27 protein-coding genes and 1 tRNA gene are annotated in these 24606 nt (G+C 69.0%); 9 read left to right on the top strand and 19 right to left on the bottom strand.

What is annotated here, in order from left to right; genetic code table 11:
* The first annotated feature begins 171 nt into the window (after nucleotides 1–171).
* The 4 genes from pstS to pstB all read left to right on the top strand — a co-directional run bounded on the left by pstS (nucleotide 172) and on the right by pstB (nucleotide 4287).
* Complete coding sequence (gene pstS, locus MRBLWO14_RS13960) at nucleotides 172–1272, top strand: phosphate ABC transporter substrate-binding protein PstS (protein WP_341933727.1); 1101 nt, start codon at nucleotides 172–174, stop codon at nucleotides 1270–1272.
* Between the two features lie 135 nt (nucleotides 1273–1407).
* Entirely contained in the window at nucleotides 1408–2373 is a 966-nt protein-coding gene (pstC, locus tag MRBLWO14_RS13955; RefSeq protein ID WP_341933726.1) for a phosphate ABC transporter permease subunit PstC, read from the top strand.
* A gap of 1 nt (nucleotide 2374) precedes the next feature.
* Entirely contained in the window at nucleotides 2375–3472 is a 1098-nt protein-coding gene (gene pstA / locus MRBLWO14_RS13950) for a phosphate ABC transporter permease PstA (protein ID WP_341933725.1), read from the top strand.
* A gap of 35 nt (nucleotides 3473–3507) precedes the next feature.
* Nucleotides 3508–4287: a phosphate ABC transporter ATP-binding protein PstB gene (pstB, locus tag MRBLWO14_RS13945; protein ID WP_251587067.1), complete on the top strand. Its 780-nt coding sequence runs from the start codon at nucleotides 3508–3510 to the stop codon at nucleotides 4285–4287.
* A gap of 72 nt (nucleotides 4288–4359) precedes the next feature.
* Here pstB and MRBLWO14_RS13940 read toward each other — a convergent pair whose 3' ends face one another.
* The 4 genes from MRBLWO14_RS13940 to sigK all read right to left on the bottom strand — a co-directional run bounded on the left by MRBLWO14_RS13940 (nucleotide 4360) and on the right by sigK (nucleotide 7502).
* The gene (locus MRBLWO14_RS13940) at nucleotides 4360–5244 is read right to left on the bottom strand and encodes an aminodeoxychorismate lyase (RefSeq protein ID WP_341933724.1); all 885 of its coding nucleotides are present in this window, start codon (nucleotides 5242–5244) and stop codon (nucleotides 4360–4362) included.
* A gap of 181 nt (nucleotides 5245–5425) precedes the next feature.
* Nucleotides 5426–6055: a DNA-directed RNA polymerase subunit beta gene (locus MRBLWO14_RS13935; protein ID WP_341933723.1), complete on the bottom strand. Its 630-nt coding sequence runs from the start codon at nucleotides 6053–6055 to the stop codon at nucleotides 5426–5428.
* Between the two features lie 26 nt (nucleotides 6056–6081).
* A complete protein-coding gene (locus MRBLWO14_RS13930; RefSeq protein WP_341933722.1) occupies nucleotides 6082–6906 on the bottom strand; it encodes an anti-sigma factor in 825 nt (274 codons plus the stop codon).
* Complete coding sequence (gene sigK, locus MRBLWO14_RS13925) at nucleotides 6903–7502, bottom strand: ECF RNA polymerase sigma factor SigK (RefSeq protein ID WP_341933721.1); 600 nt, start codon at nucleotides 7500–7502, stop codon at nucleotides 6903–6905. The genes MRBLWO14_RS13930 and sigK overlap by 4 nt, the downstream gene beginning before the upstream one ends.
* 209 nt (nucleotides 7503–7711) lie before the next feature.
* On the opposite strand from sigK, the gene MRBLWO14_RS13920 reads away from it, so the two are divergent.
* The 3 genes from MRBLWO14_RS13920 to MRBLWO14_RS13910 all read left to right on the top strand — a co-directional run bounded on the left by MRBLWO14_RS13920 (nucleotide 7712) and on the right by MRBLWO14_RS13910 (nucleotide 10057).
* A complete protein-coding gene (locus MRBLWO14_RS13920) occupies nucleotides 7712–8371 on the top strand; it encodes a fasciclin domain-containing protein (RefSeq protein WP_341936204.1) in 660 nt (219 codons plus the stop codon).
* Nucleotides 8372–8902: 531 nt separating this feature from the next.
* The gene (locus tag MRBLWO14_RS13915; RefSeq protein ID WP_341933720.1) at nucleotides 8903–9403 is read left to right on the top strand and encodes a hypothetical protein; all 501 of its coding nucleotides are present in this window, start codon (nucleotides 8903–8905) and stop codon (nucleotides 9401–9403) included.
* A gap of 105 nt (nucleotides 9404–9508) precedes the next feature.
* The gene (locus MRBLWO14_RS13910; RefSeq protein WP_341933719.1) at nucleotides 9509–10057 is read left to right on the top strand and encodes a type 1 glutamine amidotransferase domain-containing protein; all 549 of its coding nucleotides are present in this window, start codon (nucleotides 9509–9511) and stop codon (nucleotides 10055–10057) included.
* A 30-nt stretch (nucleotides 10058–10087) separates the two neighbouring features.
* Here the strand turns inward: MRBLWO14_RS13910 and MRBLWO14_RS13905 are convergent, their stop codons facing one another.
* Entirely contained in the window at nucleotides 10088–10609 is a 522-nt protein-coding gene (locus MRBLWO14_RS13905; protein WP_341933718.1) for a CGNR zinc finger domain-containing protein, read from the bottom strand.
* A gap of 25 nt (nucleotides 10610–10634) precedes the next feature.
* Here MRBLWO14_RS13905 and MRBLWO14_RS13900 point away from each other — a divergent pair, with 25 nt between their 5' ends.
* Nucleotides 10635–10835 carry a hypothetical protein gene (locus tag MRBLWO14_RS13900; RefSeq protein ID WP_341933717.1) on the top strand — a complete coding sequence of 67 codons (201 nt, stop codon included), beginning with the start codon at nucleotides 10635–10637 and terminating at the stop codon, nucleotides 10833–10835.
* Nucleotides 10836–10850: 15 nt separating this feature from the next.
* On the opposite strand, the gene MRBLWO14_RS13895 is transcribed toward MRBLWO14_RS13900, so the two are convergent.
* The 12 genes from MRBLWO14_RS13895 to MRBLWO14_RS13840 form a co-directional block, all read right to left on the bottom strand.
* Nucleotides 10851–11381 (bottom strand): DUF1697 domain-containing protein, encoded by a 531-nt coding sequence (locus MRBLWO14_RS13895; RefSeq protein ID WP_341933716.1) that lies wholly within the window; start codon nucleotides 11379–11381, stop codon nucleotides 10851–10853.
* Nucleotides 11378–11959, bottom strand: coding sequence for an isochorismatase family protein (locus tag MRBLWO14_RS13890; RefSeq protein ID WP_341933715.1), 582 nt, complete (start codon nucleotides 11957–11959; stop codon nucleotides 11378–11380). Before MRBLWO14_RS13890 ends, MRBLWO14_RS13895 begins: the two co-directional genes overlap by 4 nt.
* Nucleotides 11960–12037: 78 nt before the next feature.
* Nucleotides 12038–12113: transfer RNA gene (locus MRBLWO14_RS13885), tRNA-Thr, on the bottom strand.
* Nucleotides 12114–12186: 73 nt separating this feature from the next.
* The gene (locus MRBLWO14_RS13880) at nucleotides 12187–13743 is read right to left on the bottom strand and encodes an alpha/beta hydrolase (protein WP_341933714.1); all 1557 of its coding nucleotides are present in this window, start codon (nucleotides 13741–13743) and stop codon (nucleotides 12187–12189) included.
* Nucleotides 13740–14897 carry a DNA polymerase III subunit delta' gene (locus MRBLWO14_RS13875; protein WP_341933713.1) on the bottom strand — a complete coding sequence of 386 codons (1158 nt, stop codon included), beginning with the start codon at nucleotides 14895–14897 and terminating at the stop codon, nucleotides 13740–13742. Before MRBLWO14_RS13875 ends, MRBLWO14_RS13880 begins: the two co-directional genes overlap by 4 nt.
* 53 nt (nucleotides 14898–14950) lie before the next feature.
* Nucleotides 14951–15580 carry a dTMP kinase gene (tmk, locus tag MRBLWO14_RS13870; RefSeq protein ID WP_341933712.1) on the bottom strand — a complete coding sequence of 210 codons (630 nt, stop codon included), beginning with the start codon at nucleotides 15578–15580 and terminating at the stop codon, nucleotides 14951–14953.
* Nucleotides 15581–15608: 28 nt separating this feature from the next.
* Complete coding sequence (gene topA / locus MRBLWO14_RS13865; protein WP_341933711.1) at nucleotides 15609–18464, bottom strand: type I DNA topoisomerase; 2856 nt, start codon at nucleotides 18462–18464, stop codon at nucleotides 15609–15611.
* A gap of 98 nt (nucleotides 18465–18562) precedes the next feature.
* Nucleotides 18563–18892 (bottom strand): helicase, encoded by a 330-nt coding sequence (locus tag MRBLWO14_RS13860; RefSeq protein WP_341933710.1) that lies wholly within the window; start codon nucleotides 18890–18892, stop codon nucleotides 18563–18565.
* 34 nt (nucleotides 18893–18926) lie between these two features.
* Nucleotides 18927–19265 (bottom strand): TadE family type IV pilus minor pilin, encoded by a 339-nt coding sequence (locus MRBLWO14_RS13855; protein WP_341933709.1) that lies wholly within the window; start codon nucleotides 19263–19265, stop codon nucleotides 18927–18929.
* A complete protein-coding gene (locus tag MRBLWO14_RS13850; RefSeq protein WP_341933708.1) occupies nucleotides 19265–19516 on the bottom strand; it encodes a DUF4244 domain-containing protein in 252 nt (83 codons plus the stop codon). Before MRBLWO14_RS13850 ends, MRBLWO14_RS13855 begins: the two co-directional genes overlap by 1 nt.
* Before the next feature lie 51 nt (nucleotides 19517–19567).
* Entirely contained in the window at nucleotides 19568–20464 is an 897-nt protein-coding gene (locus MRBLWO14_RS13845) for a type II secretion system F family protein (protein ID WP_341933707.1), read from the bottom strand.
* Nucleotides 20458–21393, bottom strand: coding sequence for a TadA family conjugal transfer-associated ATPase (locus MRBLWO14_RS13840; RefSeq protein ID WP_341936203.1), 936 nt, complete (start codon nucleotides 21391–21393; stop codon nucleotides 20458–20460). Before MRBLWO14_RS13840 ends, MRBLWO14_RS13845 begins: the two co-directional genes overlap by 7 nt.
* A gap of 451 nt (nucleotides 21394–21844) precedes the next feature.
* Here MRBLWO14_RS13840 and acs point away from each other — a divergent pair, with 451 nt between their 5' ends.
* Complete coding sequence (gene acs / locus MRBLWO14_RS13835) at nucleotides 21845–23812, top strand: acetate--CoA ligase (RefSeq protein ID WP_341933706.1); 1968 nt, start codon at nucleotides 21845–21847, stop codon at nucleotides 23810–23812.
* A gap of 58 nt (nucleotides 23813–23870) precedes the next feature.
* On the opposite strand, the gene MRBLWO14_RS13830 is transcribed toward acs, so the two are convergent.
* The gene (locus MRBLWO14_RS13830; RefSeq protein ID WP_341933705.1) at nucleotides 23871–24329 is read right to left on the bottom strand and encodes a RidA family protein; all 459 of its coding nucleotides are present in this window, start codon (nucleotides 24327–24329) and stop codon (nucleotides 23871–23873) included.
* Complete coding sequence (locus tag MRBLWO14_RS13825) at nucleotides 24326–24550, bottom strand: hypothetical protein (RefSeq protein ID WP_341933704.1); 225 nt, start codon at nucleotides 24548–24550, stop codon at nucleotides 24326–24328. Before MRBLWO14_RS13825 ends, MRBLWO14_RS13830 begins: the two co-directional genes overlap by 4 nt.
* Nucleotides 24551–24606 lie beyond the last annotated feature (56 nt).

The following is a 24606-nucleotide window of genomic DNA, read 5'->3' as shown; positions in this document are numbered from 1 at the left end:
TCGGCGGAAGCGGTGCCCGGATTCTCCGCATGATCACGGGGATCGTCTCCAGAGAGTCGCCCGTCGTTCACCTTCCGTTCACCTGCGCGGTCGAGTCTCGTTAACCGCCGCACCTAGCGTCACTGTGTGCCCTGCACCGGGCCCCACCCATCCATGATCGAAGGATCCACAGTGAAGATCTCCCGAATCGCACGTATCGGCGCCATCGGCGCCGTCGCCGCTCTCGCGCTCGCCGGCTGTGCCGCGAACGAGCCCAGCGGCGGATCGTCCGACGCCCCCAGCGACTCCACCCTCTCCGGCAGCCTCGACGCGACCGGCGCCTCCTCGCAGGAGGCGGCGCAGCAGTCCTGGGTCGCCGCCTTCCAGACGGCCAACCCCGACGTGACCGTCAACTACACCGCGACCGGTTCGGGCACGGGCCGCGAGAACTTCATCGCCGGCTCCTCGAACTTCATCGGCTCTGACCGCGCGTTCAACACCGACGAGCTCGCCAAGGGCGGCTTCGGCTCCTGCGCCTCCGACGAGATCGTCGAGATCCCCGTCTACATCTCGCCCGTCGCCGTCGCGTTCAACCTCGAGGGCATCGACGAGCTGAACCTCGACGGCAAGACCCTCGCCGGCATCTTCTCGGGCACCATCACGAAGTGGAACGACCCGGCCATCGCCGACCAGAACGAGGGCGTCGACCTGCCCGACCAGGCCATCGTGCCCGTGCACCGCGCCGACGCGTCCGGCACGCAGGAGACCTTCACCAAGTACCTCAGCGCTGTCGCCCCCGACGTCTGGACCTACGAGGCCAGCGACGAGTGGCCGCTGTCGACCGGTGAGGCCGGCGACGGCACCTCGGGCGTCGTCGACGCCATCACCAACGGCTCGGGCTACATCGGCTTCGCCGACGCCTCGCGCACCTCCGAGCTCGGACAGGTCGCCGTCGAGGTCGAGGGCGAGTACGTCGCGTACTCCGCCGAGGCCGCCGCCGCGCTCGTCGAGGCGTCGCCGCTCGAGGAGGGTCGCTCCGACCACGACCTCGCCTACGCGGTCGACCCGGCAGCCGCTCCCGCCGGCTCCTACCCGATCGCCCTGGTGTCGTACCTCATCGGCTGCGTCGAGTACGACGACGCCGAGACCGCCGGCCTCGTGAAGGCGTACTTCCAGTACGTCGCCTCGGCCGAGGGTCAGGACGCTGCTGCCGAGGCCGCAGGCAGCGCGCCGATCTCGGACAGCCTGCGCGACCAGATCAACACCGCGATCGACGCGATCGTCACCGAGTGATCGCGAGCTCAGCCACTGGCTGAGCTCCGGTCCCGGCGCCCCCGGGTGTCGGTCGACAGGATCTCGACCGACACCCGGGGGCACCCGCATGAGAACACCCGAAAGCCCCTCAGAGCACACCGTGGAGCCGCTCAGATGACCACCACCACAACGGGCCAAGAAACCCGTTCACCCGGGTCGCGCACCGCCCTGCGCCGACGGGGCGATCTCGTCTTCTCCGGCACCGCACTCGGGGCCGGCATCGTCATCCTCATCACCCTCGCCGCCGTCGCGATCTTCCTCATCGTGCAGGCGATCCCCGCACTGTCGCCCGACACCTCGAACAACCACATCCTCGACGGACAGCAGTTCCTCTCCTGGGTGTGGCCGTTCGTGTTCGGAACCCTGTGGTCGAGCCTCATCGCCCTCGTCATCGCCGCACCGATCGCGATCGGCATCGCGCTGTTCATCTCGCACTACGCCCCTCGCCGCCTCGCGGGAGTGCTGGGCTACATCATCGACCTGCTGGCCGCCGTGCCCTCGGTCGTCTTCGGCCTCTGGGGCGCACTCACCTTCGCGCCGATGCTCGTGCCCTTCTACAAGTGGCTCAACGAGAACCTCGGCTGGATCCCGCTCTTCGGCGGCACGCCGTCCGGCACCGGCAAGACCATCCTCACGGCATCCCTCGTGCTCGCGGTCATGATCCTCCCGATCATGACCGCCATCTGCCGCGAGGTGTTCCTGCAGACGCCGAAGCTGCACGAGGAGGCCGCCCTGGCTCTCGGCGCCACGCGCTGGGAGATGGTCCGCATGGCCGTGCTGCCGTTCGCCCGCAGCGGCATGGTCTCGGGCGCCATGCTCGGCCTCGGCCGCGCGCTCGGCGAGACCATGGCCGTGACCCTCGTGCTCTCGCCGCTCGGCATCATCACGTTCAACCTGATCAACCCGGAGAACCCGACGACGATCCCCGCGATCATCGCACTGCGCTTCCCCGAGGCTCACGACGAGGGCGTCAACACCCTCATCGCGGCCGGTCTGATCCTGTTCATCGTCACCTTCGTCGTCAACTTCATCGCCCGCTGGATCGTCTCGCGTCGCGCCGAGTTCTCGGGAGCCAACTGACATGACCGCCACCATGACCCCCACCCCGGTCGCGGCGACCACGCACACGACCTCGGCCGGCCACCTGGCGAAGTGGATGCCGTGGGCCCTGCTGCTCGTGGCGTTCGTCGTGTCCGCGACGGTGTTCGCGTTCATGAACGCCGGCGGCGACCCCGCCGACTTCAACATCGCCCTGACGCTCGTCGTCGGACTGCTGCTCTACATGGTGCTGATCTTCGTGGTCTCGTCCGTGGTGGAGAGCCGCCGTCATGCCGTCGACCGTCTCATGACCGCACTCGTCTCCGGCGCCTTCGTGGTCGCCCTGCTCCCCCTCGTCTCGCTGCTCTACACGGTCGTCGTGAACGGCCTCGCGCGCTTCGACGGAGAGTTCTTCAGCTTCTCGATGCGCAACATCGTCGGCGAGGGCGGCGGCGCCGTCCACGCCATCTGGGGAACCCTGCTCATCACGCTCGGAGCGACGATCATCTCGGTGCCGATCGGTCTCATGACGTCGATCTACCTCGTGGAGTACGGCGAGGGCCGCAAGCTCGCGCGCGGCATCACGTTCCTCGTCGACGTCATGACCGGCATCCCGTCGATCGTCGCCGGTCTGTTCATCTACTCGGTCTTCGCCCTCATCGTCGGGCCGGGAACGAGGATGGGCATCATGGGCTCGCTCGCCCTGTCGGTGCTGATGATCCCCGTCGTGGTCCGCGGCTCGGAGGAGCTGCTGCGCATCGTGCCGAACGAACTCCGCGAGGCGGCGTACGCGCTCGGCGTGCCGAAGTGGCTGACGATCCTCAAGGTCGTGCTGCCGACAGCCATCGCCGGCATCACGACGTCGATCATGCTCGCGATCTCCCGGGTGATCGGCGAGACCGCCCCGCTGCTGCTCACGGTCGGCATCGTGCAGGGCATGAACACGAACATGTTCAGCGGGCAGATGGCCACCCTCCCGGTGTTCTCGTACATGCAGGCGAAGTACCCCGGCATCCCCGTCGATGCGTATCTCGACCGCGCCTGGGCGTCCGCCCTGACCCTCATCCTCATCGTGATGGTGCTGAACCTGCTGGCGAGGATCATCGCCAAGGTGTTCGCCCCCAAGACTGCCGGCCGCTGAGCCGCCCCCACCCGACTGAACAAGAAGGATCACTCGTGTCCAAGAGCATCGAAGTCAACGACCTCAACGTCTACTACGGCGACTTCCTCGCCGTCGAGGGCGTCAACATCGACATCAAGCCGAATACAGTCACGGCTTTCATCGGCCCGTCCGGTTGCGGGAAGTCCACCTTCCTGCGCACCCTGAACCGCATGCACGAGGTCATCCCCGGCGCACGCGTCGAGGGCGAGGTGCTGATCGACGGCAAGAACCTCTACGGCGCCAGCGTCGACCCGGTGCTCGTGCGCCGGCAGGTCGGCATGGTCTTCCAGCGTCCGAACCCGTTCCCGACGATGTCGATCAAGGAGAACGTCCTCGCCGGGGTGAAGCTCAACAACTCGCGCATGGCCAAGAGCGATCAGGACGCCCTCGTCGAGAAGTCGCTGCGCGGCGCGAACCTCTGGAACGAGGTCAAGGACCGCCTCGACAAGCCGGGATCCGGTCTCTCGGGCGGTCAGCAGCAGCGTCTGTGCATCGCCCGCGCGATCGCCGTCTCCCCCGACGTGATCCTCATGGACGAGCCGTGCTCGGCGCTCGACCCGATCTCGACCTTCGCGATCGAGGAGCTCATCGCCGAGATCAAGCAGGAGTACACGGTCGTCATCGTCACGCACAACATGCAGCAGGCGAGCCGCGTCTCCGACAAGACGGCGTTCTTCAACATCGCGGGAACCGGCAAGCCGGGCAAGCTCATCGAGTACGACGACACCAGCACGATCTTCACGACGCCGTCGGTGCAGGCCACCGAGGACTACGTCTCGGGCCGCTTCGGCTGAGTCCGGGAGAACCCAGACCTCACCCTCCGGCCGGTGTGTCCCTCGCGGACGCACCGGCCGCGGCGTTCGTCCTCAGTCGCGGGGCGAGAGCAGGTAGTCGTTCAGCTCGGCCGTGAAGGCGTGATCGACGGGGATCTCGACGTCGTCGACGGCGGTGATGGGAGCGGCCAGACGCACGCTCGACACGAGCCACGCCGCGTCGACGGACGTCAGATCGGATGCCGGGATGCGGTCGTAGTCGGCCGCGAATCCACGTGCCGTCAGGAACTCGTACACGCTCAGCTGCGTGGTGCCGTGCAGGATGCCGCCGTTCGGCGCCGGGGTGAGGAATCGGTCGCCGCTGCGGAGGATCAGAGAGGCGGTCGGCGCCTCCAGCACGTAGCCGTCGCGCGAGAGGAAGACGGCGTCGTCGGCGCCACGGCGGTGGGCCTCGCGCAGCGCCGCCATGTTCACGGCGTACGACAGCGTCTTGGCGCCGAGCAGCAGCCAGGGTGCGCGCTGTGCGATGTCGAGGTCGTAGCCGCGATCCAGGGTGACGACGCGCACGCCGTTCTCGCGGACGCCGGAGAAGTCGGATGCCGGGGCGACCGTGACCCACGCGGTGGGCGTCGGCCCGTGCTCGACGCCGCGGCTGAGGATGAGCTTGATGACGTACTCGCCGTCGCCGCAGCCTTCTGCAGCGGCATCCACCGCCTGATGCCACTGCGCCTGATTGGGCACCGGCAGGTCGCACAGACGCGCCGAGTGCGCGAGACGCTCGAGGTGCGGCACCACCTCCTGCGCGTGCCGGTCGACGACCCCGATCGACTCGAAGACCCCGTCGCCGCGCTGGGTGCTGAGCTCCCCCACGCTCAACGCGGGGGCGGCGGCGTCGACCTTCGTGAAGGTGTCTGCGAAGTCGGTGCGGTCGGCATCGACCTCTGCCGGGTCGATCATGAGAGCGAATCGCTGAGCCATGATCAGAGCCTACGACGCGGGGAATACCAGCCGCCGCATCGCGTTACACTGGTACAGGCCGGGCCGCATAACCCCGGGCTCCAATTTTCGCCGCTGCGAGCGGCCTTCCGCCGAGAGGCGTTCTTGCGGCCCGGTCTTCTCATGTCCGGGCTCGGTCGCGCCGACCAGGCCAGCCCGGCTGTCAGGCCAGCGCGCCCTGGCGCCACAGCACGGCGGACGCGGACAGATCCTGCGCATAGCTGCTGAGGCGGAGCGCCCGCGTGGTCAGCTCGCTCGCCCTCGCCGGTTCGGTCACCTCGTAGTCGTCGGCGGTGTGCGTCGCCCCAGACGCCTGCACGCGGCAGAAGGCGGCGGCGCGGTCGAGCGCCACCGCGAAGTCGCCGCGGAACGCTCCCCGCAGGATCGTATCGATCAGCACGACGAGCTCATCCGGGTTGGCCGGGACCGGCGCACCGGCGATGACGGCATCGGCCGAGGGCAGCTCCACCCGCCCCCGCTCGTAGAGGAGCGCGGCGGTCTGCGGGTCGGCATGGATCGCGAGCTGCAGCAGGTACAGGCGCCACAGAGCTCCGGGCAGCGTGCGCGACGGCGCCTTCGACCACAGCTCGGCGATCTCGTCGATCCCGTGCTCGTCGGTGAAAGCCACGAGACGCTCCGCGCTCACGCCGCTCTCGTCGGCGCGGACCCTCGTGAGGAGAGCGGATGCCGTGGCGTGCGCGACGCGCGTCTCCTCGGCCGGGTCATGGCGACCCACGATGTTGTCGAAGGCGCTGCTCGGACGACGCACGGGGCGGGAGTACTGCTCAGGCATCACTCCAGGGTACGCGCGACTCGACGTCAGGCGGTCGGGATCGCCGCGATCGGATCCGACGTCGGGGCGCCGCTCGGCGAACCACCCGCCTGCTCGACCGTGATCGCGATCACATCGCCCTCGTGCATGTCGCCGGACAGCAGCGCGGTGGCCGAGCCGTCCTGCGCCTCGAAGACGCCGGCAGAGATCGGCCGGTCGCCGCGGACGAACCACAGCTCGTAGTCCTGGTCGTCGGGCAGAGAGGCGATGCCGTCGGCCACGAGCACGGCTTCGCCCACCGAGGCCGACCAGTGGGCCGTGGCCGTGCCGCCGTCGGCCAGCTCCACGCTGGCCTGCTGGGCGTCGCCGGCGGACTGGATCTCCTGCAGCGCCACGACGCTCGCCGGGCGGTTCAGGTAGTCGTTGAGCGCGACGGTGCCGACACCGACGCCGACGAGCAGCGCCAGGCAGGCAGCGAGCGCGAAGAGCACGCGCAAGCGTCGAGCGGGCGCCTTGGCGCCGGTTTCTCCGCCGAGGGCGGGACGGCGGTCCGACGCAGTGGACGCCTGATCATCGCCCTCCTCGGAGTCGGGTTCCCGGGCGGAGCCGTTGGCGGGTGCCGACTCGACGAACACCTCGCCGTTCTGCGGCGTGGTCGCGATCCGAGCGAGCAGCGAGGAGCGGAGGTCGACCGGCGGTGCGACCGGAGCCACACCCTCGGCGAGCATCGCCGCGACCGCGGCATCCGCGTCGGCGATCCTCTGCCATTCCGGGTTCGCGACGAGAGCTGCGTGGTAGCGCTGCTGGTCGTCGGGCGACAGCGCGCCGAGCGCGGCCCCTGCCGCGAGCTCTGCGAATTCGTTCTCGTTCATGCTGTCACCCCCAGTGCTGTGCGCAGACGGCTCAGTCCGTCTCGCATCCGTGTCTTGATGGTCCCCAGCGGGGCTCCGAGGAGCACCGCGACTTCGTTCTGACTGTATCCGCCGAAATATGCGAGGACGAGCGCTTCGCGCTGCGCCTCGGGAAGACCTGCGAGGGCGTTTCTGACCTTCTCGCCCTCGATGCCCAGTTCGACCCGTTCCGCGACACTGTCGTGCGCGACCCCGATGTCCCTGTACCCGGCCTTCACATCCCGGTCCGCGCTGGACTGGGACGCTCTGACCCGGTCGACCGCACGGCGGTGCGCGATCGTCATGACCCAGGTTCTTCCCTGCCCCTTGTTCGGAGCGAACCGTGTAGCGGATTGCCAGATCTCGAGAAAGACCTCCTGGAGGACCTCCTCGCTCTGCGAACGGTTCACCAGTACGCGCAGGATGAGGCCGAAGACGCGGGATGAGAGCGAGTCGTAGAGCTCCGCGAGCGCGCGCTCGTCACCCTCGCCTATGCGTATGAGAAGGTCGGCGACAGCATCCCTCGCCGTACCGTCCTCGGGTACGTCCATCCCGTCGATGACCATCTCTACAAGCATGCCGCATCCTCCTGCCTTTCCCGCGCATCCGTCACCGGAACGTGAGGGAAAAGAACTGCTCGTGATGTGTTCGTGACCCGGGGCCGAAACGGATTGGAATCGGGACTCCCGAAATCCGTCCGAACTTTTTCCCATCCGATCTCGGAGGGGTTCCGAACAGCTGTCAACGCCACGGAGAGGCCGTGGCACAGTTTCTGAAGGAGCACGAGATGTTCAGCACCAAGAAGAAGGTCACCGCAGCGATCACCCTCACGCTGGCCAGCGCGTTCGTCCTTGCCGGATGTTCCATGGGCGGCGGTTCGAGCGACGAGCCGATGGAGTCCTCTGCACCCGAGACGTCGGAGTCGACGGCTCCCGAGACGATGGACCCGGCTGGCGACCTCGTCGGCCCCGGTTGCGCCGCGTACGCCGAGCAGGTTCCGGACGGTGCCGGCTCCGTCGAGGGCATGTCGAAGGACCCGGTCGCAGTCGCCGCGTCCAACAACCCGCTCCTCACCACTCTCGTCTCCGCGGTGAGCGGTCAGCTCAACCCCGACGTGAACCTCGTCGACACCCTGAACGGTGACGAGTTCACCGTCTTCGCTCCCGTCGACGACGCCTTCGCGAAGATCGACCCGGCCACCATCGAGTCGCTCAAGACCGACAGCGCCACGCTGAGCTCGATCCTCACGTACCACGTGATCCCCGGCCAGATCGCCCCGTCCGACATCGACGGCACGCACACCACCGTGCAGGGCGCTGACCTCACCGTCACCGGCAGCGGCGACGACATCATGGTCAACGACTCCGCCAAGGTCATCTGCGGTGGCGTCCAGACCGCCAACGCCACGGTGTACCTCATCGACTCGGTGCTGATGCCCCCGATGTGATCCCGTCACTCCGAGGAGCACTCTCGGTGACCGTCTCGCCACCAGGGGGAGGGCGGTGAGATGATCCAGGGGCCGTCGACGATGCGAATCGTCGGCGGCCCCTTCTTCGCGCCTCCCCACGCTTCGGGGCGAGCCGGCGATGCAAGCTAGGATGAGGAGGTCGGCCTCGCGGCCGATGCAAGGGCCTTTAGCTCAATTGGCAGAGCAGCGGACTTCAACGAAATAGGAGCGCCTCGGGGGAAACCCCGGGGATGACACCACTCAAAGTCGGGGAACCCTTCCTGGAGACAGATGGCGATCCCGAGCCAAGCCGGACCTCGTCCGGAAGGTGTAGAGACTGGACGGGTGGCACCTACAGCGCAAGCCACGGTGAAGGGACAGTCCAGACCACGAACATCCGAGAGGATGGCGGCGAAAGCCGAAGTGGCAGGTTAATCCGCGGGTTGTGGGTTCGATCCCCACAGGGCCCACCACCGCGCCGACTCGGATGTCGGTCCCCTTCGCTACGGTCATCTCGGAAGCGAGGACGAGATGACCGACCGACGAATCGCAGCTCCGACGGGAATTGTTGCGCCGCTGCGCCGCTGCGGAAGCTGTGGCGCGCACAAGTCTCCGTCGGAGTTCAATCGCAAGTCCTCCCGCGCAGACGGACTTCAAGAGGTCTGCCGTGAGTGCAATCGAGAGTCTTCGCGCCGCTACTACCGGCGAAATCGCGAACACCATCTCCGCGTCATCAGCGCACGCACCCAGGCTCAGCGCGCGGCCTCGCTGGACGTCGTCGCAGCGCATCTGCTCTCGCACCCGTGCGTGGACTGCGGGGTCTCGGACGTACGGGTCCTCGACTTCGACCACCGCCCGGGGACCGCGAAGAAGGATGCCGTGATGGCCATGGTTCGCAACGGCTTCGGACTGAAGGCACTCATTGACGAGATCGCCAAGTGCGACGTGAGGTGCCGCAATTGCCACGCAGTGGTGACCTACGAGCGGATGGGCGCGAACTGGCGCTCGCGCATCATGAGCGAGCGCCCGTAGCATCCGCCTGGCGATCCGGCCACCCCCTTCCTTGTATCGCGCCCTTCGCGAGAGGCTCGAGGAGTCCCTCACCCGGGGACCCAGACCTCCACGAAAGGACGCATCATGGCGACTCTGACCGACAGCCGCGTGGCATTCCTCGCGACCGATGGATTCGAGGACAGCGAGCTGACCAGCCCGTGGGAGGCCGTCCAGGCCGAGGGGGCGAGTGCGACCCTCATCGCTCCCGAGGGCCAGCAGATCACCGGCAAGAACGGGCACGTGCAGCACGTCGATCTAACGGCGGATGCCGCGAAGGCCGACGAGTTCGACGCCCTGGTCCTTCCCGGCGGCGTCGTGAACGCGGATCACCTCCGTCTCGACAAGCCGTCGATCGCCCTCGCTCGGACCTTCTTCGAGCAGCATAAGCCCGTCGCCGTCATCTGCCACGGCGCCTGGATCCTCATCGAGGCGGGTGTCGTCGACGGCCGCACCCTCACGAGCTATCCGAGCCTGGCCACCGACCTCCGCAACGCCGGCGCCACCTGGGTCGACGAGGAGGTCGTGGTGGACAGCGGCCTCGTCTCCAGCCGCACCCCCGACGACCTGCCCGCGTTCAACGCGAAGCTCGTCGAAGAGGTGGCCGAGGGCAAGCACGCCGGCCAGACGGCCTGATCTCCCCCTCTGCGGACCGGCGGTCCGGTGTCAGGCGCTCGCCCGAGCGCGGTGACGCCGGACCGCCGCTCTGTTCGCGCACCGCACCGAGCAGAAGCGCTGCCGACCGTTGCGGGTGATGTCGACGACCACGTTGGTGCACGGCGACGCCTCGCATCGGCCGAGGCGATCCATGCCCCGGGTCACGAGATGCAGTGAGGTCCCGACGGTGATGATCGCACGGAGGACGAACGGCAGCGACGCCACATCATCGCGGTAGTGCAGGTGCCACCCTTCGCCGTCGTGGTTCGTGAGCCGCGGATACGCGGCCGCCTCGGCCATCTGGTCGTTCAGGATCCGCGCCCGCTCGGCGGGGTCGTCCTCATCGACGATCTCGAGCCAGTCGTCGATCACCTCGCGCACGCGCTCGTGATCGTCGGACTCCGGCGGGAACACCATCGTCATGCCCATCGACAGCGTGCGCTCCTCGATCGCGGCGCGGTCGGCGGGCCACTCGTTGGCCAGGGAGGCAGCCAGGAGGACCGCGTACTCGCCGTAAGGGTTGAGATGCATAAGGCCATTACATCACGCTGGAGGCATGACCTCCTTGCATACGGTGCCCCTCCCCTGCCCTACCCCCCTCACTCATGAGCACGCCTGGCTCGTCCAGTCGCAGCACACGACCAGTGAGGGCGTGGTGCTCTACGTGCGCTGCAGCGACTGCGGAACGCGTCGCGTCGACCTGCAGACGCACCGCGCCATGCCACCGTCGGCCGTCAGCATCGAACTGAACGGGTGACGATCGAGGGTCGTCTCACGCGGAAAGCTGCAGGAGTGTGCGGACCGTGCGCAGATTACGAGCCGTGCCGGCGACACCCAGCGCCCTGTCGAGCACGGCCTTCGTGAGGCGCGTGTTCTGCACGCCGCCCTCGCCGTAGTCCACCCACAGTTCCCGCCCGACCAGCGCGACGCGCTCCCCCGGCACGAGCCTCTCCGTCAGCGCCTCCACCGCCCCGTCGCGCGCGTCGCTCTCGAGGAACATCGCATGGAGCATCTTCTCCGACGCATCGGGGAACGGGTGCTCCTCCACGGCCGCAGCGAGCTCGGCATGGGAGCGGTGGATGACGGAGGTATCGACGTCGAACTCCTCGGCGATGAGCGCACGGACGCGAGAGCATGCGGCATCCGGGTCCGACGGGGTCTCGCAGATGACGTTGCCGCTCGCGATGTACGTCGAGACGTCATCACCCAGTTCGGGCGCCAGCACCTCGCGCAGTCGCGCCATCGGCACCTTGCCCCGACCGCCGACGTTCACGGCACGCAGGAGCAGGACACTGCGGGTCATGCCTCGCGGCTCTCGACGAGCACGGCGCCCGCGTGCGCGAGTTCGGCCAGCGCCGCTCGGCTCGGCTCCGGCGCGACACCCGCGACGAGGTCCGTGAGGATCCGCACCTGCACGCCGTGCGCGATCGCGTCGAGAGCCGATGCGCGAACGCAGTGATCGGTGGCGATCCCGACGATGTCGGCCTGGAGCACGCCCGCCCCGGTGAGGATGTCACCCACCGTCTCGCCGCTCTCGGTGTGGCCCTCGAACATCGAGTACGCCGGGATGCCCTGCCCCTTGTGCACGTGGTGGGTCACGGCGTCCGTATCGAGGAGCGGGTCGTACGCGGCTCCCTCCGTGCCGGCGACGCAGTGCACAGGCCAAGAGTCGACGTAATCCGGCTCGGGGTGGAAGTGCCCGCCGTTGTCCCCCTCGGCGTCATGCCAGTCGCGCGAGGCCACGATCACCTCGTAGTCGCCGGCATGCGCGTCGAGGTATGCGGAGACGGCGGATGCCACGGCATCCCCTCCCTCGACGGCCAGAGCACCCCCCTCGGTGAAGTCGTTCTGCACGTCGACGATGAGAAGCGCTCTACCCATGCTCCGAGGGTACGCCGGAGCGAGACCTCTCGGGGATACCAGAAGGCCCCGTGATGTTCTTCGCATCACGGGGCCTGGTGGAGCCGCTTGTCAGAATCGAACTGACGACCTTTTCATTACGAGTGAAATGCTCTGCCGACTGAGCTAAAGCGGCGCGATCATCGATATTACCCGTTCCGGACGCGCACCGCGAATCGAGGTCGGAGCCGTCCGGCGCGAGGCCGCGATCACTCGCAGCGCAGACCGTCTTCCGGCACCGTGTCGTCGAGCAGGAACGCCTCGACGGCGCCGTCCACGCACGTGTTGCCCTTGTTGTATCCGGTGTGCCCCTCGCCCACTCGGGTGATCAGCACACCTTCGGACAGCTGGTCTGCGAGCGACTCCGACCACTCGTAGGGGGTGGCGGGGTCGTTGGTCGTGCCGATCACGAGGATTGGCCCCGCGCCCTCCGCGGTGATCTCCCCGCGGGTACCGGTCGGCGGGTACGGCCAGACCGAGCAGGAGTCGGGACCGTCCCAGTACGGAGCGATGGTCGGCGCACCCTCGGCGATCTTCGCCGACGTCGCGGCCTCGGCGGCCGGATCGTCTTCGACCGGGTAGTCCATGCAGTTGTACGCGCGGAAGGCCTCGGAGGAATTGTCGAGGTAGCTGCCGTTCTCACGTCCGTTGTAGAAGTCGGCGAGCAGGAACGCCGTCGAGGGGTCGCCCTGCAGTGCTTCGTCGAACGCCTGCGTGAGGTAGGTCCAGCTGTCCTGCGAGTACAGGGCGGCGATGATGGCGGTCATGAGAGCGTCGGCGCCGAGCATCCGTCCGTCGCCGTTCTTCAGCGGCACCGCGTCGACGCTCGCGAGCAGGGCTCCGAGGTCGGCCATCGCCTCGTCGACGGATCCGTTGAAGGGGCACTGGCCGGAGTCGAGGCAGTCCTGCATGTAGGCGCGGAGCGCCGATTCGAAGCCCAGCGCCTGCGTCGCCCCCACATCGAGCCCGGACACCGCCGGATCGATCGCTCCGTCGAGCACGAGGCGTCCGGCCTTCTCCGGGTACAGGTTCGCGTAGGTGGCGCCGAGGAACGTGCCGTACGAGTACCCGAGGTAGTTCAGCTGCTTGTCGCCGAGGACGGCACGGATCAGGTCCATGTCGCGCGCCGCGTTGATCGTCGTGACGAACGGGAGGATGCCGCCGCTGTTCGCCTCGCACGCGTCGGCGAACTTCTTGTGCGCAGCCAGCAGCTCGGCCTCCCAGTCGGCGCTCCCGCGCGGAGCCGTCGGGATCGAGTACAGGTACTCGTCCATGCCCGCGGCGTCGAAGCAGGTCACAGCGGTCGACTGCCCGACCCCTCGCGGATCGAAGCCGATCACGTCGAAGTTCTCGATCAGGTCGGCGCCGACGGCGAAGTCGAGGCTGTCGCGGATGAGATCGACGCCGCTGGCACCCGGGCCGCCGGGGTTGGTGAGCAGCGACCCCTGTGCGGTTCCGGTCGCCTGGTGACGGACCACCGAGAGCGTGATCTCTCCGTCTCCGGGGTTCTCCCAGTCGAGCGGCGCCGTGACGTCGGTGCAGTCGAAGCCTGTGCCGCACTCGGTCCACGTGAGGGTCTGGCCGTAGAACGGCATCAGGTCGTCGCTGACGCCCTCTGTGTCGGGTTCGTTGGTGACGGAGGGCTTGGGCTCCGCCCCCTCGGGGATCATGGCGTAGAGGCAGCCGGAGAGCGCGACGGATGCCACGGCGAGGCCGGCGACGGTCGCGAGGACGCGGCGGAGGCGAGAAGTCTGTCGGTCGGTCACGGTGTCCTCCCGCTCGTGACGGTCACGAGCAAGCTCTCCAGGGCGAGCAGCGGTGCGACGTTGCGCTCCAGCGACTGGCGGGTCTCGGCAAGGTGGTCAAGTACGACAAGGGTACGCGTCTCGGGCCACGCGGACGCGAGTGCGGCGAGCTCGTCGCGGAGTTCGCTGTTGATCAGCTCGTCGTCGCGCCCGAACTGCAGCATGACGACGTCTCGGAACAGCGACTGGAGATCGGTGAGCACGCGGTCGATGCCGTCGCGCAGGCTGCGGGTCGCGCGCTTCTTCTGCTCGTCTTCGAGCGCGGAGATCTGCGACCGCAGCGCCGGCGGCACGGGCTGCCCCTCGGCGATGCCCACGGTGCGCAGAAGAGTGGCCCGCTCGGCAGCGTCGCGCTCGGCCGTCAGCGCCTTCGCGTCGTCGGTCGCCGCCTGGATGATGCGCCCAGCGACCTCGACCGCGTCGTTGACGCCGCGCACCCCGATCACCGACCGCAGCGTCTCGTCGCGACGACGCCGCGCGGCATCGTCGGTGGCGAGCCTCTGGGCCATGCCGATGTGCCGCTGCGCATGGCGCGCGGCCTGTTCGGCGACGGCCGCGTCGACGCCGGTGCGGAGGGTGATCAGGCGGGCCACGTCGGCGACGTCGGGCTCTCGGAGTCGCAGCGACCGCACGCGCGATCGGATGGTGGGAAGCAGGTCCGCCTCGCTCGGCGCGCAGAGCACCCACACCGTCTGCTCGGGAGGCTCTTCGAGCGCCTTGAGCAGCACGTTGGACGTCCGCTCGACCATGCGGTCGGCATCCTCGACCACGATCACGCGGTAGCGCCCGGCCGAGGGGGCGAAGTACGAGCGCTCGACGAGCGACCTCGCCTCCGCGATCGTGATGATGACCTTGTCGGTGCGCAGCGCGGTGACGTCGGGATGCGTCCCGGCGAGGACCTGCCGCATCGTCGCCTCATCGTCCGGACTGTCGGCGACCAGAGCGGCGGCGAACGCGTACGCGAGCGTGGAGCGCCCGGAACCGGGCGGCCCGGTGATCAGCCACGCGTGCGAGAGCGCCGCGGGATCGGACGCTGCAGCGCGGAGGGTCTGGACAGCGGCATCCTGCCCCCAGACGTCGCCCCACGGGAAGGGAGGGGATACGGTCTGGGGCATGCACTCAGCCTAATCGGCGGCACCGACGTCCGTGGGCGTCGGGGTCCCTCTCGTCAGTCCAGCAGGCTCTGGACCCTCGTGCGGATGCTGTCGGCGATCCGTTCGGGGGATGCGGCGGCGTCCAGCACCAGGAACCGATCCGGTTCGTCGGCGGCCAGCGCGAGGAACGCCTCGCGGACACGGCCGTGGAACTCGCTCTTCTCGGCTTCGAGACGATCGAACGGCTTGTCGGCGGAGTCCAGCCTCTTCCGGGCTTCGTCCTGATCGAGGTCGAGGAGGATCGTCAGATCGGGCAGCGCTCCCTCGGCGGCCCACAGGGAGAGGTTCCGGATCTCGGCGGCGTCGAGCACACGCCCCGCTCCCTGATAGGCGACCGAGGAGTCGAGATACCGGTCCTGCAGCACGACCTCGCCGCGCGCCAGGGCCGGACGCACGACCGTCGAGACGTGATGCGCGCGGTCGGCGGCGTAGAGAAGCGCCTCGGCACGCGGAGCGATGTCCCCGCGGTGGTGCAGCACGATGTCGCGGATGAGCTGGCCGACCTCCGAGCCTCCCGGTTCCCGGGTGCGCACGACCGTCCGCCCCGTGCCCGTCAACCACTCCGCGAGAAGATCGGCCTGCGTCGTCTTCCCCGAGCCGTCGCCTCCTTCGAGCGTGATCCACACACCGCGGTCCGAGGTCATGAGCCGGCTCGCGCTTCGGTCGGTCCGCTCACTCGGCGCGCTTCTTCGCGGCGTTCGCCGCACGGGTCGCCGCGGCCTTCTTGGCCGCCGCCGAGCGTGCGGCCGCCTTCTCGGCATCCGTCTGCGGCTTCTTGGTCGCCGCCTTCTTCGCAGCGGGCTTCTTCGCGGCGGGCTTCTTGGCCGGCGCCTTCTTCGCAGCGGCTCCTCGTGCGCCCCGCTTGGGGGCGGGCCCCTTGGCACGCTTGTCGGCGAGCATCTGCACCGCGATCTCGAAGGTGATGTCCTCCGGCTTCTGCCCCCGCGGGATCGTGACGTTGGTCTCGCCGTCGGTGACGTAGGCGCCGAAGCGTCCGTCGCGGATGCGGATGGGCTTGCCGCTCACGGGGTCGGCCTCGAACTCGGCGAGCGCGCTCGATGCGCGGCGGGCTCCGGCTCCGTACTTGGGCTGCTTGTAGATCTCGAGCGCCTGGTCGAGCGTGACCTCGAAGATCTGCGACTCGCTCTCCAGCGAGCGCGAGTCGGTGCCCTTCTTCAGGTAGGGCCCGTAACGACCGTTCTGCGCGGTGATCTCGTCGCCGGATTCCGGGTCGGTGCCGACGACGCGCGGAAGGCTCAGCAGCTGCAGAGCGGTGTCGAGGTCGATCGTGTCGACCGACATGGAGCGGAAGAGCGATCCGGTGCGCGGCTTGGGGGCGGCGTCCTTCTTCGCTCCGCGCTTGGGCTTCGGCTTCTCGACGACCTCACCGGTGGACTCGTCCACAGCGGCGTCGTCAGACACCGGGTCGTTCTCCTGCACGTAGGGTCCGAATCGACCGTCCTTGACGACGATGACCTTGCCGTTCTCGGGGTTCACGCCGAGAACGCGGTCGCCCGCGACGGGCGCGTCGATGAGCTCCTGCGCCTTCTCGGCGGTGAGCTCGTCCGGTGCGAGGTCCTCGGGGACGTTGACGATGCGCGGCTTCTCGTCGGGAGCCGCGGGGTCGACCACCTCGAGGTAGGGCCCGTACTTGCCAAACCGGAGGGTGGCCGTGTCGGTGATCCGCGTGGAGTTGAGCGCTCGGGCGTCGATCTCACCGAGGTTGTCGACGACCTGGCGCAGACCGACCTGCTGGTCGGAGCCGTAGTAGAAGGAGCGCAGCCACTCCACACGCTTCTGCTCACCGCGCGCGATGGCGTCGAGGTCGTCTTCGAGGGCCGCGGTGAAGTCGTAGTCGATGAGGTCGGCGAAGTGCTCCTCGAGCAGCCGCACGACGCTGAACGCGAGCCAGGTCGGCACGAGGGCCTGTCCGCGCTTCGTGGCGTAGCCTCGATCGATCACGGTGCCGATGATGCTCGCGAACGTCGAGGGCCGGCCGATGCCGTGCTCCTCGAGCGCCTTCACGAGCGACGCCTCGGTGAAGCGGGGCTTCGGAGTCGTGCGGTGACCCTTCGCCTCGGCATCCGTCATCCGGAGTTCGTCGCCGACAGCGACGACGGGCAGCGACTGCTCGTCGGAGGTGTCCTGCGAGTTGCGCTTCTCGTCGCGTCCTTCTTCGTACGCCTCGAGGAAGCCCTTGAAGGTATAGACGGTGCCGGATGCCGTGAACTCGATGCTCTGCGCGTCGACGCCCGACGCCGACGACGTGTCGACAGCGATCGTGACGGTCGTGGTCTCGTACTTCGCGTCGGCCATCTGGCTCGCGACCGTGCGCTTCCAGATGAGGTCGTAGAGGCGGAACTCCTCGCGATCGAGCTCGGACGACACGGATGACGGCGTGCGGAAGGTCTCGCCGGAGGGGCGGATGGCCTCGTGCGCCTCCTGGGCGTTCTTGCTCTTCGACTTGTAGACGCGCGGCTTGAGCGGCACGGCGCTGTCGCCGTAGAGCGCGACCGCCTGGCTCCGCGCCGCCTGCACCGCCTGGGTGCTCAGCGCCGTGGAGTCGGTGCGCATATAGGTGATGTAGCCCTTCTCGTAGAGACGCTGGGCGACGCTCATCGCCTGCTTCGCGCTCATCGAGAGCTTCCGTCCCGCCTCCTGCTGCATCGTGGAGGTGGTGAACGGCGCGTAGGGGCTGCGGGTACCCGGCTTCGCCTCGACCTTGGAGACGGTGCCCACGCCGGCGGCGTCGACCGCGAGCGCGAGAGCTGCGGCCTTCTTCTCGTCGAGGACGACGACGGCCTTCTTGAGCTTTCCGGCGTCGTCGAAGTCGGTGCCTCGGGCGAGCTGACCGCCGTCGACGCGGACGAGCCGCACCCGGAACCCCGAGCTCGACGAGGCGAGCGCCTCCACGTCCCAGTAGTCGGCGGATACGAAGGCCATGCGCTCGCGTTCGCGCTCGACGATCATGCGGGTCGCCGCGGACTGCACGCGTCCGGCGGAGAGACCGGTCTTGACCTTGTACCAGAGCACCGGGGAGACGTCCCAGCCGTACAGGCGGTCGAGGATGCGACGGGTCTCCTGGGCGTCCACGAGGTCGGTGTCGAGTTCGCGGGTGTTGCCGACGGCGGCCTGGATCGCGTCCTTGGTGATCTCGTGGAACACCATGCGCTTGACCGGGACCTTCGGCTTGAGGGTCTCGAGCAGATGCCAGGCGATCGCCTCGCCTTCGCGGTCCTCATCAGTGGCGAGCAGGAGCTCGTCGGCGGACTTGAGCGCGCGCTTGAGCTCGGCGACGGTCTTGGTCTTGCGGTCGGAGACGACGTAGTACGGGTCGAAGTCGTTGTCGACGTCGATCGAGTACTTCCCGTACGCCTGCTTGTCGGCCGCGGGGATGTCCTTCTTGTCGGCGAGGTCGCGGATGTGACCGACCGAGCTGAGCACCTCGTAGCCGTCACCGAGGTACCCCTGAATAGACCTCATCTTCGTCGGGGACTCGACGATGACCAGCTTCTTGCCTTGAGCCAAGGGTGCATCCTTTCTCCGAAGCACACCATACACACCGCCGTGATGGGTTCGTCACAGCGGCGACCTGCGTTCTCGCGGGACCGCGCTTCGCGCCGTCGTCATCTCTCCTCGGGTGGCCCGGCGCGGGCACGGGAGACGGCGGCGAGTCCAGCGTACGCCGCCTGGACCTGCACGGTCGCCACGAGTCCGGCCAGGGCGCAGCCCGTGACCTGCGCGCCGGATGCCTGCGCGACGCGCGCGGCGAGCCCGCACGGGTCCTCGGTCGCGATCACGGCTCCGCTCGCGGCGTCGGCTGCGGCGAGCGCCGCGGCGTCAGCGGCCCCTGCGGCTCGCTGCGCGGTGACGGCGGCGCCGCCGACGGCAGCCAGTCCGAGCGACAGGGTGGCCGCGACGACCAGCAGCCCGGCTCCGAGGGCCGACCCGGCCATCATCGCCTCCCGCCGGGAGGATCCACCGCGTCCATCACAGGCCCCCTGCGAGGGCGCAGCTCGACGCTCGGAGCGGGAGGCGGACGGTCGCGATCGCGACCTCGCTGTGCGCGGTGACGCAGACGACGTCGCCGGCGCTGCGGCTCGCCACACCGGCGCCGGGCACCGCACGCGCGACGGCCGCCGCTGCCGCCCCCTCGTCCTCACCCCGCCCGAGCAGCCGCGCGGCGTCGGCCGCGGCATCCTGCAGCGCGACCTGCCGCGACGCCGCGCCGAGCGCTCCGGCCCCCAACAGGAGTGCCAGCAGCACGGCGGGCAGCGCGAGGGTGAGTTCTGCGGCGACCGACCCGCGGTCGTCGCCCGGCTGACGCATCACGAGACCGTGAGCGCGCGGCGCACGATGTCGGTGAGGATGCCGCGCACCTCACCGGACCGCATGATGACGACGAGGAGGCCCGCGAAGGCGACCGCCGCCATCGTGGTGATGGCGTATTCGGCTGTCGCCGCCCCGCTGTCGTCTCCGAAGAGCGATGCCGCGCGGCGACGGGTCAGGGGCGGGATCGTGCTCTCGGTACGGATCGTGGCCAGGCTCGGGATCGTGGTCAGGGTCGGGATCGTGGTCATGGTGTTCCTCTTTCTCGGGGTTTCTTTCTCTGTGGCTTCTCGTGGGTGGGGTCAGAACGGCAGGGGTGTCGAGGCGAGCACGCTGAGCAGCAGCGGGGCGACGCCGAGCAGGAGGAAGGCGGGCAGCGTGCAGACGCCGAGAGGGATGAGGAGCCGGGTCGAGAGCCGCGCCGCCCGCAGCCGGCCGTCGACGCGAGAGGAATGCCGATCCTGCGCCGCCGACGCACGCAGGAGCTCGACGGCCGGCACACCGGCGGATCGGGACAGGTCGAGGACGGCCTCGAGACGCTGTCCGTCGTCGAGCCGCGACGCGCCCGTGTCGCCGACGAGACGGAGCGCGCGGTCGACGGACGCTCCTCCGGAGAGCGCCACAGCGACCAGTTCCGCCTGCATCCCCGGGGTCCCCGGCCTCGGACGCGCCAGCCTCAACAGGTGAGCCGTCCAGACGCGGGCGGCCAGCACGAGCGCGAGCCCGGCCGCCACGCATCCTGCCCCGACGGGGTTGGTCGTGACGATGCCGAGGGTATCGAAGCCGAGCGCGAAACCGAGGACGAGCCCCGCGAACGGCATCCACAGCAGCAGTCGCGCGGTGCCCGCGGGTTCCGCCAGGGCGATCCGCACGTCGTCGGCAGCCGCCGCGGCGTCGCGCAGAGTGTCGGCGATCATCCGGAGCACCTCGGCCAGCGGAGCGCCGACGGTCGTGGCGACCTCCCACGCTGCAGCGAGATCGCGCCAGGCCCCGCCCTGCGCATCGATCGCGGAGACGAGCGGTTCTCCGGCATCGACCCGGTCGACGATCGACATCGCGTGCGGGTCTCCGAGGTCCGCGATGTGCCGCCACGCGACCAGCGGAACGGCGCCGGCCTGCAGCAGCACGGCGAGTGTCCGCACGGTCGTCGCGGGATCCGAGTTCCGCGGCGGCGCACCCCGGCGGAAGAGCCTCACCACGGCCGCACCTCTTCTATAGCGAGCCGATCGCCGTCCACCGCGAGCACCCCTGCTTTGTCTATGCGCCTCGTCCCGTCCGGATCCCTGTGCAGGTGCAGGACCATCCCGAAGGCGCTGACCGCCTGTCGTGCGAGGGCCGTGGCATCCATCCCCGCGAGCGCACCGAGGGCCTCCAGGCGAGCAGGCACGTCTCCGAGACCCGAGGCGTGGAGCGTTCCCGCACCACCGTCGTGGCCGGTGTTCAAGGCGCTCAGCAGCTCGCGCACCTCTTCGCCGCGGCATTCGCCGACGATAAGGCGATCGGGCCGCATCCGGAGCGATTCCCGCACGAGGCGCGCGAGACTGATGCCACCCGCGCCCTCGAGGTTCGGCTGCCGCGCCTCGAGCGCCACGTGGTGCGGATGACGAGGAGCGAGCTCCGCCACGTCTTCGATCGTGATGATCCGCTCGACGTCCGGCACGGCGGTCAGCAGCGCCGACAGCAGTGTCGTCTTGCCGGTGCCCGTGCCGCCGGAGATGAGGATGTTCGCGCGATCCCTGACGAGGCCGAGCAGCCACCGCTGCTGCCTGTCGTCGAACGATCCGAGAGCGGCGAGGGCATCGAGGTCGGCGACCCGGACGCGCGGCACGCGCACGGAGAGCGCGGTTCCGGAGGCGGAGACGGGAGCGAGCACCGCGTGGACGCGGATCCCGGACGCCAGCCGCACGTCGACGCACGGCGCCTGGTCGTCGAGGTGGCGCCCGCCGAGACCGACCAGGGCGACTGCGAGGTCGCGGACCTCCCGCTCCGAGGCGCTCCACCGGGGAACGGCTTCCGTCCCCCTCCCCCGGTCGACGAACAACCCCGACGAACCGTTCACGAAGATGTCGGTGATGTCCTCATCGGCGCAGAACTCCGCAAGCGGCCCGAACGCCGGATCCAGCGGCATCCGCGTCGTGCCGTCGCCGACGCCCGTGTCGACGCGCGTGTCGCGCGGCTCGATGACGAATCCCTGGCTCATGGCTCGACGCTAGACAGCGCGACCGCTCCGTGGACGCGACGTCCGCTCGCATCCGCGGTGGCTGTGCACAACCCCTCCGGAGCCTCTGCGGTGCAGAGACGGTGCGGCACGCGATCGCATGAGAAAGGCGGCACCTCACGGGGGGAATGAGATGCCGCCCACGGCGGCCCTGTCGGGGGAATCGGGCGCGCCAAGGCCGGAATGAAGAATTCGGCTGTCGTCGAGTGTACGCAAGGCGACCGTCCTCACAAAACCGGGTCGGATACCGACTTTCGGCAGTATGCGGCGGCATCGGCCGAGACTAGATTCGCCCTCACGCGGTCGAGCATCGGCTCGGTCGCGCCCGCACGACCCGCACGCCGCAAAGGAGCGCCTGCCGATGAGCAGTCAGATCGATCATCTTCTCGACGAGACCCGCAAGTTCCCGCCGTCCGAGGAGTTCGCCGCCCAGTCGGTGTCGTCGCCGGAGCTGTACGAGCGCGCCGCGGCAGACCGCGAGACGTTCTGGGCCGAGCAGTCCCGCGAGCTGTTGAGCTGGAGCACGCCGTTCACCCGGGTCGTCGACTGGTCGACGCCGCCGTTCGCGAAGTGGTTCGACGACGGTGAGCTCAACGTCGCGTACAACTGCCTCGACCGCCACGTCGAGGCGGGCAACGGCGACCGCGTCGCTCTGCACTGGGAGGGCGAGCCGGGCGACTCGCGCACCATCACATACGCCGAGCTCACCGATGAGGTCAAGCGCGTCGCCAACGTGCTCGAAGGACTCGGTGTCGGACACGGCGACCGCGTCGCGATCTACCTGCCGATGATCCCCGAGGCGGTGGCCTCGATGCTGGCGGTCGCCCGCGTCGGCGCCATCCACTCCGTGGTCTTCGGCGGTTTCAGCGCGGACAGCCTCCGCGCGCGCATCGACGACGCGGGAGCCAAGCTCGTGATCACGGCCGACGGCGGCTACCGCAAGGGGCGTGTCTCCGCCCTCAAGCCCGCGGTCGACCAGGCGCTGTCCGACCGCGGCGACGGCGAGCAGCAGACCGTCGAGCACGTCCTCGTCGTCAAGCGCGGCGAGAACGAGGTCGACTGGGAGGAAGGGCGCGACATCTGGTGGCACGACGCCGTGCCAGCGGCATCCGCCGAGCACACCGCGCAGTCCTTCCCCTCCGAGAACCCGCTGTTCATCCTCTACACCTCCGGCACCACCGGGAAGCCCAAGGGCATCCTGCACACCTCCGGCGGATACCTCACGCAGGCGGCGTACTCGCACAAGTACGTGTTCGACCTGCACCCCGAGACGGACGTCTACTGGTGCACGGCCGACATCGGCTGGATCACCGGACACAGCTACGTGACCTACGGGCCGCTCGCGAACGGCGCCACCCAGGTCATCTACGAGGGCACGCCGGACTCCCCCCACCCCGGGCGCTGGTGGGAGATCATCGAGAAGTACAAGGTGTCGATCTTCTACACCGCGCCGACGGCGATCCGCTCCTTCATGAAGATCGGCCGCAGCGTCCCGCAGAAGTTCGACCTCTCGTCGCTCCGACTGCTGGGCTCGGTGGGCGAGCCGATCAACCCCGAGGCCTGGATCTGGTACCGCGACGTGATCGGAGCCGGCAAGACCCCGATCGTCGATACGTGGTGGCAGACCGAGACCGGCGCGATCATGGTGTCCGCCCTCCCCGGCGTGACGGCGACCAAGCCGGGCTCGGCCCAGGTGCCGCTGCCCGGGATCTCGATCGACGTCGTCGACGAGTCGGGCACCGAGGTGGGCAACGGCAACGGCGGCCTGCTCGTGATCACCGAGCCGTGGCCGAGCATGCTCCGCGGCATCTGGGGCGACCCGGAGCGCTACAAGGAGACGTACTGGGAGAAGTTCGAGAAGCAGGGCTACTACTTCGCCGGCGACGGTGCGCGGCTCGACGACGACGGCGATCTGTGGCTGCTCGGCCGCGTCGACGACGTGATGAACGTCTCCGGTCACCGGCTGTCGACCGCGGAGATCGAGAGCTCGCTCGTCGCGCACGAGGCCACCGCCGAAGCCGCCGTGGTGGGAGCCTCTGACGAGACCACGGGTCAGGCAGTGGTCGCGTTCGTCATCATCAAGGAGAGCTATCTGTCGGCCCACGATCCGGCCGGGCTCGCCCAGCAGCTGCGTCTGTGGGTCGGCGAGCAGATCGGCGCGATCGCGCGACCGCGCGACGTCTACATCGTCGGCGAGCTCCCGAAGACCCGATCCGGGAAGATCATGCGGCGACTGCTGCGCGATGTCGCGGAGGGTCGCGAGGTCGGAGACACCACGACGCTCGCGGACACCGCGGTGATGAGCATCATCTCGGCGCAGGTCAAGTAGGACGGATGCACAACGCCCCCTCCCGACCGGGAGGGGGCGTTCTGCGTATGCGGCGATGTCAGGCCAGGATGAAGGTGACCTCGACCTCGACCGGGCTGTCGAGCGGGAGCACCGGCACGCCGACGGCCGCGCGGACATGGCGTCCCGCGTCCCCGAAGATCTCTCCGAGCACCACGCTCGCACCGTTGATGACGCCGGGCTGACCGGTGAAGTCGGGGACGGATGCCACGAACCCGCCGACCCGCAGGACGCCGGCGATCCGGTCGACGCCGCCCGCGGCATCCGCAGCGGCGGCGAGCGCGTTCAGAGCGCAGGTGCGGGCGAAGGCGTTCGCGTCGTCGGCGTCGACCCCGGCGCCCACCTTTCCCGTGGCGGGCAGAACGCCGTCGGAGAACGGGAGCTGGCCGGACGTGTAGACGAGCCCGTCGCGGACTACCGCGGGGACGTAGGCCGCGACGGGTGCGGCGACGGCCGGGAGCTCGATGCCGAGCTCCGCGAGACGCGCGGAGACGCTCATGCCGCTCCTCCCTCGAACTGGCGCGATGCCTGCTCGGCAGCCGCGAGACCGGAGTTGCCTGCCGCGTCAGACGTGACCGGCCGCTTGAAGTAGGCGACGAGCCCGCCCTCGGGTCCCTGCACGACCTGGACGAGCTCCCAGCCCTGCTTGCCCCAGTTGTTGAGGATCGCGGCCGTGTTGTGGATCAGCAGCGGCGTGGTGAGGTACTCCCACGTGGTCATGGCTCTCCTGTCTGGCGGCATCCGGTCGCGGATGCGTCGAAGGTGGTTTTTCAGGG

The sequence above is a fragment of the Microbacterium sp. LWO14-1.2 genome (assembly GCF_038397715.1).
In the GTDB taxonomy this organism is placed as follows: domain Bacteria; phylum Actinomycetota; class Actinomycetes; order Actinomycetales; family Microbacteriaceae; genus Microbacterium.
The sequence above is the reverse complement of the archived record's forward strand: the minus strand, read 5'-3'. Positions and strand labels throughout refer to the sequence as shown.